This window comes from Pseudomonas sp. CFBP 13711, from assembly GCF_014842265.1.
Taxonomy (GTDB): Bacteria; Pseudomonadota; Gammaproteobacteria; order Pseudomonadales; family Pseudomonadaceae; genus Aquipseudomonas.
The window spans coordinates 276,426-291,172 of sequence record NZ_JACYVI010000006.1 but is presented as its reverse complement, the minus strand read 5'-3'; the positions used below and the strand labels follow the sequence as shown (position 1 = coordinate 291,172).

General features: G+C 61.0%; 12 protein-coding genes. 3 read left to right on the top strand and 9 right to left on the bottom strand.

The window, feature by feature from the left end; translation table 11 throughout:
* Positions 1–280: 280 nt before the first annotated feature.
* From IFT47_RS14085 to bioB, 9 genes are all read right to left on the bottom strand, one after another.
* Positions 281–2,059: an acyl-CoA dehydrogenase C-terminal domain-containing protein gene (locus IFT47_RS14085; protein ID WP_192173132.1), complete on the bottom strand. Its 1,779-nt coding sequence runs from the start codon at positions 2,057–2,059 to the stop codon at positions 281–283.
* A 223-nt stretch (positions 2,060–2,282) separates the two neighbouring features.
* The gene (locus IFT47_RS14080) at positions 2,283–3,578 is read right to left on the bottom strand and encodes a GGDEF domain-containing protein (protein WP_192173133.1); all 1,296 of its coding nucleotides are present in this window, start codon (positions 3,576–3,578) and stop codon (positions 2,283–2,285) included.
* Positions 3,579–3,755: 177 nt separating this feature from the next.
* Positions 3,756–5,561, bottom strand: a complete 1,806-nt coding sequence (locus IFT47_RS14075) for a phenylacyl-CoA dehydrogenase (protein WP_192173134.1) — start codon at positions 5,559–5,561, stop codon at positions 3,756–3,758.
* A 351-nt stretch (positions 5,562–5,912) separates the two neighbouring features.
* Positions 5,913–6,209 carry a pyrroloquinoline quinone biosynthesis protein PqqE gene (locus IFT47_RS14070; protein ID WP_192173135.1) on the bottom strand — a complete coding sequence of 99 codons (297 nt, stop codon included), beginning with the start codon at positions 6,207–6,209 and terminating at the stop codon, positions 5,913–5,915.
* Between the two features lie 124 nt (positions 6,210–6,333).
* Complete coding sequence (gene bioD / locus IFT47_RS14065) at positions 6,334–7,014, bottom strand: dethiobiotin synthase (protein WP_192173136.1); 681 nt, start codon at positions 7,012–7,014, stop codon at positions 6,334–6,336.
* Positions 7,015–7,094: 80 nt separating this feature from the next.
* Positions 7,095–7,961, bottom strand: a complete 867-nt coding sequence (gene bioC / locus IFT47_RS14060) for a malonyl-ACP O-methyltransferase BioC (protein ID WP_192173137.1) — start codon at positions 7,959–7,961, stop codon at positions 7,095–7,097.
* A complete protein-coding gene (locus IFT47_RS14055) occupies positions 7,954–8,685 on the bottom strand; it encodes an alpha/beta fold hydrolase (protein ID WP_192173138.1) in 732 nt (243 codons plus the stop codon). Before IFT47_RS14055 ends, bioC begins: the two co-directional genes overlap by 8 nt.
* Positions 8,678–9,868, bottom strand: a complete 1,191-nt coding sequence (gene bioF / locus IFT47_RS14050; protein ID WP_192173139.1) for an 8-amino-7-oxononanoate synthase — start codon at positions 9,866–9,868, stop codon at positions 8,678–8,680. The genes IFT47_RS14055 and bioF overlap by 8 nt, the downstream gene beginning before the upstream one ends.
* A gap of 31 nt (positions 9,869–9,899) precedes the next feature.
* Entirely contained in the window at positions 9,900–10,955 is a 1,056-nt protein-coding gene (gene bioB, locus IFT47_RS14045) for a biotin synthase BioB (RefSeq protein WP_192173140.1), read from the bottom strand.
* A gap of 110 nt (positions 10,956–11,065) precedes the next feature.
* Between bioB and IFT47_RS14040 the strand changes: the two genes are divergently transcribed.
* From IFT47_RS14040 to IFT47_RS14030, 3 genes are all read left to right on the top strand, one after another.
* Positions 11,066–11,800 carry a ComF family protein gene (locus tag IFT47_RS14040; protein ID WP_192173141.1) on the top strand — a complete coding sequence of 245 codons (735 nt, stop codon included), beginning with the start codon at positions 11,066–11,068 and terminating at the stop codon, positions 11,798–11,800.
* A gap of 91 nt (positions 11,801–11,891) precedes the next feature.
* Positions 11,892–12,656, top strand: coding sequence for a TOBE domain-containing protein (locus tag IFT47_RS14035; protein ID WP_192173142.1), 765 nt, complete (start codon positions 11,892–11,894; stop codon positions 12,654–12,656).
* 103 nt (positions 12,657–12,759) lie between these two features.
* Positions 12,760–14,673: a PhoX family protein gene (locus IFT47_RS14030; protein WP_192173143.1), complete on the top strand. Its 1,914-nt coding sequence runs from the start codon at positions 12,760–12,762 to the stop codon at positions 14,671–14,673.
* Positions 14,674–14,747: the final 74 nt, after the last annotated feature.

Here is a 14,747-nt window from a genome sequence, read left to right as displayed (position 1 = left end):
TACCTTCTCGCGCAGCCGCGCCAACCGAAGCGGTCGAAGGAGTAGGCATTTTCCAGGACGCAGAAAAAAGAAAACCCCGCCTAAGCGAGGTTTTCCAGACTGTTTCCCATGACTTCCATTTCTTCCCGCCGTCCTGGCAGGCAATCCCTTACGTGTCCCTGTTATCTGTTGCGCGTCCTGCGCTACGTCCATGTGAGTAGATTAAACTTGGATCCACCGGAGCGATAGAGCCGAATGCCACCACGTCATGTAAGCAAATGCTTACATGATTTTCGTGGTGTCAGAACTGTGACGCCTCCAATAGGTACAGCGACTCACTGCCAGCCCTCACCGACGCTGAAAGGGACTGAATCCGAGGCAGCAGACGCGCGAAGTAGAAACGCGCAGTGCCCAGCTTACTAGCGTAGAAATCTTCCTGAGTTTCCTTGCCCCACGCCGCTTTTGCCATCATCGCCCACATGTAGGCGTATGCCGTGTATCCGAATGCATGCAGATACTCGACGGAAGCGGCACCGATTTCATTCGGGTTGCTACGCGCCCGGTCCAGCACCCAGTCGGTCAATTCGTCCAGCGTGGTCAAGGCAGCGGCCAACGGCTTGGTGAACTCGGCCTGCGAGCTGTCAGAAGACGCAATGAATTCACGGACTTCGTCAGAGAACAGCTTGTAGTACGCCCCGCCACTGGCGACAACCTTACGCCCCATCAGGTCCAGTGCCTGAATGCCGTTGGTGCCTTCGTAGATCTGGGTAATGCGCACGTCACGCACCAGTTGTTCCTGGCCCCATTCGCGAATGTAGCCATGACCGCCGAACACCTGCTGACCGTGCACGGTGGTGTCCAGGCCCATGTCGGTGAGAAAGGCCTTGGCGACCGGGGTCAGCAGTGCAACCAACGCATCGGCGCGCTGATGCACGTCGGCGTTTTCGCTGTACTTGGCGGTGTCCAGTTGCATGGCCACGTACGTCGAGAACGCGCGACCGCCTTCGTTCAGCGCTTTCATGGTCAACAGCATGCGGCGCACATCGGGGTGAACGATGATCGGGTCGGCAATGGTGTCTTTGGACTGCGCGCCTGTCGGGGCCCGGCTTTGCAGACGGTCGCGGGCGTACTCGATCGCGTTCTGATACGAACGCTCGCCGGACGCCAGGCCCTGAATGCCTACACCCAGGCGCTCGTAATTCATCATGGTGAACATCGCCGCGAGGCCTTTATTCGGCTCCCCGATCAGGTAGCCCTTGGCCTGATCAAAATTCAGCACGCAGGTGGCCGACGCCTGAATGCCCATTTTGTGCTCAATGGATCCGCAGAACACCGTGTTGCGCTCACCCAGGCTGCCGTCGTCGTTGACCATGATTTTCGGCACGAGGAACAGCGAAATGCCCTTCGGCCCGGCCGGTGCGTCGGGCAGTTTGGCCAGCACCAGATGGATGATGTTCTCGGTGAGGTCGTGTTCGCCGCCGGTGATGAAGATTTTAGTACCGCTGACCTTGTAGGACCCATCGGTCTGCGGCTCCGCTTTCGCGCGGATAATCCCGAGATCCGTGCCGGCGTGGGCTTCGGTCAGGCACATCGAACCGGCCCATATGCCGGCGTACATGTTCGGCAGGTATTTGGTTTTCAGCGTTTCGCTGGCGTGGTTATTGATCGAGACGCAGGCGCCTGACGTCAACATCGGGTACAGCCCGAACGCCAGGCTGGCGGAGTTGACCATCTCTTCAACCTGAGCCGACACCGCCTTGGGCATCCCCATCCCGCCGAACTCCGGATTGCCGCCGACGCCGACCCAGCCCCCTTCCGCATACGTTTTGTACGCTTGAACGAAACCTGCAGGTGTGGTGACGACAGTGTCTTTCCAGTGGCAGCCTTCCTCATCGGCCGCGCGGCTCAGCGGTGCGACGGATCTGCCAGTGACTTTGCCCGCCTCTTCGAGAATCGCCTCGACGGTCTCGGCGTCCACGGTTTCAGACAGTTCGGGAAGCGTGGCCCAAAGTCGGGAGACTTCGAACACTTCATTGAGGACGAAGCGCATATCGCGCAAGGGCGCTTTGTAGTCAGCCATGGCAAACCTCGTTTCAGCGGCAAAGAACTCGGGGGAGGAGCGGCACAGCACTGAGATTGCGGCGCCGATGTGTCAGTGGAACGAGTGTACCTGAACACCATTTGCGACACATAGGGTCAACGCGTGACTATTACCAAGGATCCGGTCACGATCGAGCGACAGTCGAGCTCTTCACATTGCACAGCTGCGGGTGCGTTCGTTCAGTGATGAAAAGGAGTAAGTTTTAGCCGGCTGCGGCCATGCGAACAGCGCCGCGCTTGCTGGTTTGCGCATGGCTGATGACGCAGTTACGGCCAGCGCCTTTTGCGGCATACAGCGCCTGATCGGCGGATTTTAGGACTTCTTCCGGATTGCGGTGCTCGGGCAGACGCTCGGCCACGCCGATGCTGACGGTCACCGAAACTGTTGATGCCGGAGAGCCCGCCCGACGCTGACGCCCTTGCAGGTCATCGTTTGGACGATTGTCCTGGTTGCGCAGGTGAATCTGATAGCTGGCGATGGTTTCCCGGATGACTTCGAGATGCGGCATGCACTCTTCCAGGGTTTTGCCGGCAAACACGATGGCGAACTCTTCACCGCCATATCGATAGGCGCGCCCGCCGCCGTTGGTGATCTTCGACAATTTGCTCGCCACCAGACGCAGCACCTGATCGCCGACATCATGACCGTGTGTGTCGTTGAATTTCTTGAAGTGATCGACGTCGCTCATCGCCAGCACGTAATTGCGGCCCAGTCGCTGCATCCGCTCATTGAGTGCGCGTCGGCCTGGCAGCCCGGTCAGTTCGTCGCGGAACGCCATTTGATAGGCCTCGTGCGCGACCGCTGCGGCAATCATCAACATCACCTGGCTGCACATGATGTTCAGGGTGAACGGCAGGATGAAGGTTTTCGGCAACGCCCAGAACATTCCGAGCAACCCCACCAGTTGAGCGGCATGCAGGGGGCGCGGCTTATAGAGGTACTGGGTGATCAACACGGCGAACGCGATGAAAAACGTCACGTAGGACAACTGGATGAGGCTCATCCAGTCTCCGTGCAGCGCCGGCCAGCGGATGTCGGCGAGCCAGGCGAGCAGCCCGGCGGGGAAGCTCTGTTCGAGTCCCAGCGCGACGCTGCCGACCGCGACCAAGACGGCCAGCCGAGCGACAAGGTCTTGGAACAGATGGGTCCGCTCTTCCCACGCGGCAAACAGGCCGAACATGACCGGGAGCAACAGGCAGCACAGATGAAACACCACGGCGGCGTCCTCTCGGACCTTTCCGTTATCGCGGTAGTAGTCGGTCTGTGTGTCGAGCAGGAAATAGGCGATGTACACCGTGATCATCAGGAACAGTTCACGCTGCCGCTTGTAAACCCCGCAATACGCGCCGCCCAGCAACAGCACCAGCGTGGGCAGCACGTTGAAGAGTGAGGTGAAGAAGACGTTGAGGTCTTTCACGTACGCGGCCGCCAGTCCGGCAATCAGCAAAGCCAGAGAGGGTAAAAAATGACTGAGCCGTGCGGCAGAGGGGCGCAGCAAAAGGACTATCTCCTCACAGAAAGATGCGAGCGCTGATTAAATGGCATTGTGCCTGTATCGGCCGCGTCATGCATAGGATGAGGAAGAATGTGCATGGCCTCGGGGCAAGGATCGGCAGGCACAAAAAAGCCGCTTGTCCCTGAGGACAAGCGGCTTGAGGGAAACGCTCGCGGTGACTTAGTAAGCCAGGCCGAAGTGTTCTTCGTTCATGTCCATCAGGTTGCTCGCGCCCGACAGCATGGTTGCCACGTGAGTGCGGGTGCGCGGCAGGATACGCTGGAAGTAGAAGCGCGCTGTCTGCAGCTTGGCGGTGTAGAAGGCTTCTTCGCTGGTGCCGGCCGCCAGTTTCTCGGCTGCCACACGAGCCATGTCAGCCCAGAAGTACGCCAGGCAGGCATAACCGGAGAACATCAGGTAATCCACCGAAGCGGCACCGACTTCTTCACGGTCTTTCATGGCGGCCATGCCAACCTTCATGGTCAGTTCGCCCCATTCTTTGTTCAGCGCAGCGAGCGGCGCCACGAACTCGCTGATCGCGTCGTTGCCTTCCTGGGACTGGCAGAACTTGTGGACGATCTTGGTGAAGCCCTTGAGCGCCTCGCCTTGAGTCATCAGTACTTTTCGACCCAGCAGGTCGAGCGCCTGAATACCGGTGGTGCCTTCGTACAGCATGGCAATACGGGCGTCGCGAACGTTCTGCTCCATGCCCCACTCGGCGATGAAGCCGTGGCCGCCATAGATTTGCACGCCGTGGTTGGCGGCTTCGAAACCGACTTCGGTCATGAACGCCTTGGCGATCGGTGTCATGAATGCCAGCAGGCCGTCAGCTTGCTTCTTGGCTTCGGCGTCGTCGCTGTACTTGGCGATGTCGACCTGCTTGGCGGTGAAGTACACCATCGCACGAGTCCCCTCGGCGAAGGCCTTCATGGTCAGCAGCATGCGACGCACGTCAGGGTGAACGATGATCGGGTCAGCGGCTTTTTCCGGCGCTTTCGGGCCAGTCAGCGAACGCATCTGAAGACGCTCGCGGGCGTATTTCAGGCCGCCCTGGAAACCGATCTCGGCGTGGGCGAGGCCTTGCAGCGCAGTGCCCAGACGTGCGGTGTTCATGAAGGTGAACATGCAGTTCAGGCCCTTGTTCGGCGGGCCGATCAGGAAACCCGTGGCGCCGTCGAAGTTCATCACGCAGGTGGCGTTGCCGTGAATGCCCATCTTGTGTTCCAGCGAACCGCAGGTCACAGCATTGCGCTCGCCGACGCTGCCGTCAGCAGCCGGCACGAATTTCGGCACGATGAACAGGGAAATGCCCTTGGTGCCAGCTGGTGCGTCGGGCAGGCGGGCCAGCACGATGTGGACGATGTTATCGGCCATGTCGTGTTCGCCAGCAGAAATGAAGATCTTGGTGCCGGACACTTTGTACGAGCCGTCAGCCTGAGGCTCGGCCTTGGTGCGCAGCATGCCCAGGTCAGTGCCGCAATGAGGTTCGGTCAGGCACATGGTGCCGGTCCACTCACCCGAAACCAGTTTGGTCAGGTAAGCGTCTTGCTGCTCAGGGGTGCCGTGCTCGGAGATGGTGTTCATCGCACCATGGGAAAGGCCCGGGTACATGCCCCACGACCAGTTGGCTTCGCCGACCATTTCACTGACCGCCAGACCCAACGACTCGGGCAGACCCTGGCCACCATGGGCGACGTCGTGGGCCAGGCTCGGCCAGCCGCCTTCGACGAACTGTTTGTAGGCTTCCTTGAAACCGGTCGGCGTTTTTACGCCGGACTCACTCCAGGTGCAGCCTTCGGTGTCACCGACACGGTTCAGCGGGGCCAGGACCTGCTCACAAAACTTGGCGCCTTCCTCGAGAATGGCGTCAACCATGTCAGGCGTGGCGTCCTGGCATGCTGGCAGACTCTGATAGTGCGCTTCGTAGCCGAGCAGCTCGTCACGGACGAAGCGAATATCACGCAAGGGGGCCTTGTAGTCAGGCATAGCGATAAACCTCTGCTGGTGAATCCTGGAATTGGATGACCGTGTGGTCACTGTGGGGCATTGCCCCGGCGCCGGCGTTTGGGATCACGCGGCGATCAAACAGGTGTTTGAAACATACGTTTACGCCTATACCTTGTCAAGGGACGCCCTGCACCTTTCATCACCTCCCGGTGTGCGAGATGCAAGCGCGCGCGTACGCCGCCATGCGGTTCAGACCGGTGCGTTGAGTCTAGAGAGCGTGAGGGAAATACAGGCCACAGCGCCCGCAGGATGGGGGCGTGAATGGGGCGTTATTCAGGAAAGGAAGAGCGACCAAAGCCGTGCGCTTTGGCGCACGACCGGGGGGGGGGATCAGGCGAAGGTATCGATCAGCGTGCCGAGTGCTTCATCGCTGGCTTTTTCAACTTTGACGCCAGCCTGGACTTGAATCCGGCCTTGGGTCAGTTCAACCACATTGGTAGCCATGTCGGAGCGTTGCGGACGATCGACCGAGCGCAGACGCTCAAGCTGAAAATCCGAAGACTGACTGCGCCCGGACACTTCAGTCGCAGGACTGGCCAGCTGCGTCGCAGCCTGATCGACACGGCTCTGCCCGACCTGCATTGCACTAAGGCCGGGGTACAGCGTGTTGTTCAGTGAGATTTGCATGAGCACGATCCTCTGTTCGGAGCGAACACAGCGATTAAAGCAGCAATGCGCCCGGATTACTCGGCGACGCGACTAGTGGCATTGCGCCTTGTGACGCACCTCACACTCGGCGACGCTCTAACGCTTAATCCAGCAATTCCAGATGCAGATGCTCGGCGATCATTTCCGCGGTTGCCTTCTTCATGAACGGCACGCGCCCCAGACACGGCGCCGGCAGACGCTCAGCCAGCGTGGCGAGGTTCTCTTCAAGCCGAGACGTTTTGGGATCGATGATATTCGCCACCCAGCCCGCCAGTTGCAGCCCGTCGTTGGCGATAGCTTCGGCTGACAGCAACGCATGGCTGATGCAGCCCAGGCGCACGCCCACCACCAGAATCACCGGCAGGTTGAGCGCGATGGCCAGGTCAGACAGATTGGCCTGATCGGCCAGTGGAACGCGCCAGCCGCCAGCCCCTTCGATCAGGGTGAAATCAGCCTGCTTATCGAGGATATGCCGCATCGGGCCGAGCAAGGACTGCACGGTCAGCGCGACTCCCGCTTCCCGCGCGGCCAGATGGGGCGCGATGGCAGGCTCGAAGGCCACCGGGTTGACCTCGTTGTAGGTCAGCTGAATCGAGCATTCGGCACGCAAGGCAACGGCGTCCGAGTTGCGCAACCCCTTGGGTTTGACGTCGCAGCCGGAGGCGACCGGCTTGCCCGCCGCCGTGCTCAACCCCGACTGCCGCGCCGCGTAGAGAAGCCCCGTGGCGATGGTGGTCTTGCCGACGTCGGTATCGGTTCCCGTGATGAAATACGCAGCGCTCATCGTGGCGACCATCCGTTCAGATATTTCAAACTATTCCCTGCTTACTATAGCGCCCGTCTAACAGACGCCGACTAAATAGATCATTCTTTAATCAATGCCGGATTCGCCAGAATGCCGTACACCACCTGATACGTGGCGGGCAGGCCGTCTTTCTGACGAAACCTTTCGTACGCCTCCATCAACGCCTGGATTCGCGCTCGGCCAGTCAGGCCTCCCGGACGACCCGGATTGATGTTGTGCGCGCCCAGTGCCTTGAGTTCATGGGTCAGGCTGCGCACGTCGGGATAGTGCAACACGTGGGGCAACACTTCGAGGCTGCGCACGTTTAAACCGCTGGCAGTGCAGAGGCGTTGATACTCCTCGCGCTCGCGGAAGCGATTGACGTGGACCATGCCATCCACCGCCTGCCAGCTGTCGCGCAGTTCGAACAACGTCCCGACGCAGAGGCTGGCGAAGGCGAATACGCCACCCGGTTTGAGCACGCGACGCGCTTCGCTCAGCACCGCGGAGAAATCCGGGCACCATTGCACCGCCAGGCTGGAGAACATCAGGTCAACGCTCGCGTCGCGCAGCGGCAGGTTCTCGGCGTCGCCAGCCACGTAATGAACCGCGCCACCCAATGGCCGTGCATAGCGCAGCATGCCTTCGGCGAGGTCCAGCGCAACCCCTTCGCTTTGGGGAAACTGCTGCGCCAGCGCGCGGCTGAAACACCCTGTTCCGCTGCCCAGGTCCAGCCACCGGGATGGCGCTGTCTTCGGCATCTGAGCCGGCAGCCGTGTCATCAGCTCGATGCCGACGGCGCGCTGCAAATCGGCCACGCTGTCGTAGCTGGTCGCGGCCTTCGAGAAGGACGCTGCCACCTGACGCTTGTCAGGTAGTGCCTGTTGCCCATTAACCTGTTGCTGTTTCACGGCCTTTAGCACCGCGCAGTGGGAAAGATCAGTCATCACCGGACTCGTGTAAAAACGCATGAACTGCAGCGGCGACGCCGTGCGGGTTTTCCAGAATGAAAGCGTGACTGGCCTGCTCGATCACGCCGACTTCGATGTCAGGCTGGAAGGTCAGAACATCCGCCGATGCTTCTGCCGGCACCAACGCATCAAGGCCGCCAAACAGGTGCAATTGAGGGGCGCGAAACGCTTGCAGCGCTTTGCGCGTGTCCATTTGCTCGAGCAGCTTCAGGCCTTCGATCAAGCCGGCGCTGGTGCCGTGGGGCGCGCAGGCTTTCAACTGTCTCGACAGCGCCCGTGGCTCTTCGGCGCCTTGCACGCACAAAAGACTGAAACGCTTGAGCGTTCCGTCCAGATCGGCTTTGCAACCGGCGATAAAGGCGTCGAAATCAGTTTGCGGCATCGCGTTGGGCCACTCGCTGCGGGCCACAAAGCAGACGTTGCTGGCGAACGTCGCCAGACCACAGCAGCGCTCGCCCCTGCGCGCGGCCAGTTCGGTCGCCAGCATGCCGCCCAGCGACCAACCGCCCAGCCAGACGTTGTCGGGCAATGTCGAATCCAGTTCATCGAGCCAGTCGTCGAGATTGTCGGTGTCCATGTCAGGCAACGGCTCGATCACCACCCGCAAATGTTCGTCGAGCCCTCGCAGCGCTGCAGCCAGCGGTTCAAGGGGCGAGACGCCAAGGCCCCAGCCCGGCAACAGGATCAACTGATCACGCATGGTCCAGCTCCGAAGATTCGTCTACGCCCAGCAGCGGATAACACTGCTCCAGTGCCTGCAACAATAGCTGCACCTGCGCCTCACTGTGGGCGGCGGACAACGTCACGCGCAAACGCGCACTGCCCGCAGGCACCGTCGGCGGTCGAATGGCGGTGACCATCACGCCGCGCTCTCGCAGCAACTGCGACAGCCGCAACGCGCGACCGCTGTCGCCGATCAGGATGGGCTGAATGGGCGTGAAACTGTCCATCAGCTCCAGGCCGAGGGCTTGAGCGCCAGCGCGAAACTGCTTGATCAGTGCCGTCAGGTGCTCCCGCCGCCAGTGCTCGGTGCGCAGCAGTTCGAGGCTTTTCAGCGTCGCGCACGCCAGCGCCGGCGGCTGGCTGGTGGTGTAGATGTAGGGGCGGGCGAACTGAATCAGCGTTTCGATCAACTCTTCGCTCCCCGCAACGAACGCGCCCGCGGTGCCGAAGGACTTACCCAGCGTGCCGATCAGCACCGGGACGTCATCGATGCCAAGGCCGAAGTGCTCGACGATACCCGCACCGCTTGCACCCAGCGGGCCAAAGCCGTGTGCGTCGTCGACCATCAGCCATGCGTTTCTGGCTTTCGCCGCCTTGGCCAGCGCGGGCAGGTCAGCGACGTCGCCGTCCATGCTGAACACGCCGTCGGTAACTACCAGCGTGTCACCCACCGCTTTGTCCAGCCGGCTGGCGAGGCTGTCGCAATCGTTGTGCAGGTAGCGGGAAAACCGCGCGCCGCTAAGCAGGCCGGCGTCGAGCAAAGAAGCATGATTGAGGCGGTCTTCCAGCACGGTGTCACCCTGGCCCACCAACGCAGTGACGGTGCCGAGGTTGGCCATGTAACCGTTGGAGAACAACAGCGCGCGGGGCCGCCCGGTGAACTCGGCAAGGGCTTCTTCAAGCGCATGATGGGGCGTGCTGTGGCCGATCACCAAATGCGAGGCACCACCGCCTACGCCCCAACGTTCGGCGCCGGCCTGCCAGGCCGCGATGACCTCGGGGTGATTGGCCAAGCCCATGTAATCGTTGTTGCAGAACGCCAGCAGCGGCTTGCCGTCGACAATCACTTCAGGCCCCTGCGGGCTTTGCAGCAAGGGCCGCTGACGATAAAGGTGCTCGGCACGACGGGCAGCGAGACGTGCGTTCAGATCAAAAGACATGCAGGCCTCGGGTCAAGCCACTGATGAAAGATCAAACAGCCGCGTCGTAAAACAGCTCGCTGCTTTTCTGCTCGATCAGCGCTTGTTCGATGGCTGCCTGATGCACCTCGTCCGAGTGCTCTTCGCGCGCTTCGGGCTGAATGCCCAGACGCGAGAACAGCTGCATGTCCTTGTCGGATTGCGGGTTGGCGGTGGTCAGCAGTTTGTCGCCGTAGAAGATCGAGTTGGCGCCGGCGAAGAACGCCAGGGCCTGCATCTGGTCATTCATGGCTTCGCGGCCTGCGGACAGGCGCACGTGGGATTGCGGCATCAGGATGCGCGCGACGGCCAGCATGCGGATGAAATCGAACGGGTCGATATCCTCGGCGTTTTCCAGCGGGGTGCCGGCCACTTTCACCAGCATGTTGATGGGCACGGATTCCGGATGCTCTGGCAGGTTGGCCAACTGGATCAGCAGATTGGCGCGGTCGTCCAGGGATTCACCCATGCCCAGGATGCCGCCGGAGCAGATCTTCATTCCCGAATCACGCACGTACGCCAGCGTCTGAAGGCGCTCGCTGTAGGTACGGGTGGTAATGATGCTGGTGTAGAAATCCGGCGACGTGTCGAGGTTGTGGTTGTAGTAATCGAGGCCAGCGTCAGCCAGCGCCTGGGTCTGGTCCTGGTCCAGCTTGCCGAGGGTCATGCAGGTTTCCAGGCCCATGGCCTTGACGCCTTTGACCATCTCCAGCACGTAGGGCATGTCTTTGGCCGACGGATGTTTCCACGCCGCGCCCATGCAGAAACGGGTCGAACCAATGGCCTTGGCGCGTGCGGCTTCTTCCAGCACTTGCTGGACTTGCATGAGCTTTTCTTTTTCCAGACCGGTGTTGTAGTGGCCCGATTGCGGGCAGTACTTGCAGTCTTCCGGGCAGGCGCCGGTTTTGATCGACAGCAGGGTCGAGACTTGCACGCGGTTGGCGTCGAAGTGAGCGCGGTGCACGGTTTGCGCCTGAAACAGCAGGTCATTGAATGGCTGTGTGAACAGCGCCTTGACCTCGGCTAGATTCCAGTCGTGACGCAGGTTGGCATTGATGCTGGCGCTCATGGGCGGCTCCTTGATGTTTTCTGGACGATGACCCGGGCGGCTTTGCCCAGCGGCAAAACCGGAAAGCCCACAGGCGCAACACGGATGTTCGGCATATTTAAGGAAGCGACATGCGCTGTCAACCACATAACGGGCACGAGGTTTACATCTGGTTAAAAAACGCACAAACGTGTCTGTTGTGCGATGAAGCGACTGATTCAAGTACCCCGATCTGCATGCCCTGTGAGCGCGAACTCCCCTGGCTGATTGACCAGTGCGACCGTTGCGCGCTGCCTATGCCGATGTCCGGCCTGACCTGCGGCGCCTGCAATCGCAACCCTCCCGCCTTTAATGACGTCGTCGCTCCGTGGCTGTACGACTTCCCGATCGACGCGCTGGTCACACGCTTCAAGCATCAGCGGAAATGGCCGCTCGGCCGACTGCTGGCGGAGCTGTTGGGCGAGACCCTGCAGCATCGCTTCAACGATGGCATGCGCCGACCCGATTGTCTTATCCCGGTGCCGCTCGCCAAAAAACGGCTGCGCCAGCGAGGCTTCAATCAGGCAGCGATGTTGGCGAACTGGCTCGGCGCTCGCCTGGGACTGCCTGTTGATGAGCGCGTGATCCGCCGCGTGAAAGAAACACCTTCGCAGCAGGGTCTGGATGCAAAAGCCAGAAGGCGCAATCTGGCGTCTGCCTTTTCGCTGAGGGACGCCACGCCGATTATCGGCAAGCGCCTTGCACTGATTGACGACGTCCTCACCACCGGCTCGACGGCGAATGCGCTGGCAGCACTGTTGATCAAGGCCGGCGCCAGATCGGTGGATGTGTATTGCCTGGCAAGAACGCCGAAGCCCGGGGACTAGCCAGCCAGGAGATCAGAAAATCCGCAGCATTCGTGAGCAAGCCGTTTTGGCTTACACTCCGGCGTCATCACTTCCAGCGCATCCGACCCCTATGTCACTACCGCCTTCCCTTACCCAGCACATGGTCCGTCGCCCGCATCGCATCGCGCTGTTGCAGCACATTGCCGAGCAGGGTTCGATCACTCGAGCGGCGAAAAGCGCCGGGCTGAGTTACAAGGCGACGTGGGACGCCATCGATGAGCTGAACAATCTGTCACAAAAACCGCTGGTCGAGCGCAGCGTTGGCGGCCGTGGGGGTGGCGGCGCCAAATTGTCGGCCGAAGGCGAGCGGGTCCTGCGGCTTTATCAGCGCCTGCAGGCGTTACAGACCCAGCTGCTGGAAACCTCGGAGGAATCTGACGACCTCGCTCTGCTCAGCCGCTTGATGCTGCGGACCAGCGCTCGCAATCAGCTGCATGGTCAGGTCAGCGGCGTTCGTTCCCAGGGCCGCAACGACATGATCACGTTGCAGCTTGCGGGCGGCTTGTCGATCGAGGCGCAGATCACCCACGACAGCACCTTGCGATTGGGGCTTGAGATCGGCACGGATGTGTTCGCCCTGATCAAGGCCGGCTGGCTGGAGTTAATAGCGCCTGACCAGGCTGAAACAACCGGACACAATTGCCTCACCGGTAAAATCGAGGAAATTCTCGACGCCAAGGATGGCCCGAGTGAAGTCCGAATTGTCCTTCCCAGCCACCAGATTCTCTGCGCGGTGGTCGACGCGGACCGGCTGCACGCCTTGCAGCTCAAGGTCGGCGCTGAGATTAGGGTTCAATTTGCGCCCTCAAACATTCTGCTCGGTACGCCGCTTTAAGCACCGCTTGCACGCAGCACTGGCGCCCGACTCGTCATTTGACCGACACAATAACGTCATGAGCACTGCATAGGGTTTTGCCCTAAACCGCAGGGAGCCCGTGATGACGCTATTAAAAGATAACCAATCCACCGACCTCGAAAACATGGTTGGCCTGACCCGACGCGGATTCATCAGCGCGGGCGCCCTGTGCGGCGCGGCGATGTTTCTCGGGGGCAATCTGCTCAGCCGCAGCGTCATGGCCGCCAGTGTCAGCGCCGCCAACGGGACGCTGCTCGGCTTCGACAGCATCCCCTCCTCCACCGCCGACAGCATCAGCCTGCCGCCGGGCTATCGTTCCTCGGTCCTGATAAGTTGGGGCCAGCCGCTGCACACCAACGGCCCGGCCTTCGACCCCAGTGGCAAGGGCACGGCGAAGATGCAGGAACTGCAATTCGGCGACAACAATGACGGCATGAGTCTGTTTACCTTCCCCGGCGACAAGCCGGACACCGCCAGCCGCGCGCTGATGGCGATCAACAACGAATACACCAATTACCGCTACCTGTTTGATCACGGCAAAGACCCGCAATCCGCCGAAGACGTGCACAAGGCCCAGGCCAGCGAAGGCGTTTCGGTGATCGAGGTCAAGCGCGAAGGTCAGCAGTGGGCGTTCGTGCAAGGCTCCAGATACAACCGGCGCATCCACGGCAACACGCCGATTCACCTGAGCGGCCCGGCAGCCGGCCATGAGTGGTTGAAAACCGCCGCCGACAAGACCGGCAAGAACGTCCTCGGGACCTTCCAGAACTGCGCCAACGGCAAGACGCCGTGGGGCACCTATCTGACCTGCGAAGAGAACTTCACCGACTGCTTCGGCAGCAGCGATCCGGCACAGACCTTCGACGCCGCAACCAAACGCTATGGTGTGACGGCCGCCAGCAAAGAAGTGAACTGGCACCTGCACGACCCGCGTTTCGACGTCGCGAAAAACCCCAACGAACCCAATCGCCATGGCTGGGTGGTGGAGATCGACCCGTTCGATCCGAAATCCACGCCGGTCAAACGCACCGCCCTGGGCCGTTTCAAACACGAAAACGCCGCGCTGACCGAAACCAAAGATGGCCGCGTCGTGGTGTACATGGGCGACGATGAGCGCGGCGAATTCATCTACAAATTCATCAGCCGGGACAAGGTCGACCACAAGAACCGTAAGGCCAACCGCGACATCCTCGACCACGGCACGCTGTATGTGGCGCAGTTCGACGCTGGCGACAGCAACCCCGATCACCCGAAAGGCCAAGGCAAATGGATTGAGTTGAGCCACGGCAAGAACGGCATCGACGCGGCCAGCGGTTTTGCCAATCAGGCCGAAGTACTGATCCATGCGCGCCTGGCGGCAAGCCAGGTGAAAGCGACGCGCATGGACCGCCCTGAATGGATCGTTGTCAGCCCCAAGGACGGCCAGGTCTATTGCACGCTCACCAACAACATCAAGCGTGGCGATGAAGGGCAGCCAGTGGGCGGGCCAAATCCCCGGGCGAAAAACCAGTACGGGCAAATTCTGCGCTGGCAGGAAACCGGGTCGGACGCCGCCGCCATGGATTTCGCATGGGACTTGTTCGTCGTCGCCGGCAACCCAGGTGTGCATGCAGGAACGCCCCAGGGCGGATCAACCAATATCAATCCGCAGAACATGTTCAACAGCCCGGATGGCCTGGGTTTCGACGCTGCCGGGCGGCTGTGGATTCTGACGGATGGCGACGCCACCAATGCGGGCGACTTCGCCGGCATGGGCAATAACCAGATGCTGTGCGCTGACCCGGCCAGCGGCGAGATCCGCCGATTCATGGTCGGGCCGGTGGGGTGTGAAGTGACCGGCATCAGCTTCGCGCCCGACCAGAAAGCGCTGTTCGTCGGCATTCAGCACCCTGGCGAAAACGGCGGTTCGACCTTCCCGGAGCACGTGCCGAACGGCAAGCCGAGGTCCTCGGTGATGGTGATCACGCGGGAAGATGGCGGCGTGATCGGCGCCTAATTTTTGGGAGATCTCCCGTTGTCCAGGCGAGGCGCTATCTCGCTGCAAACACAGCCTCTGTGGGAGTGAGCTTG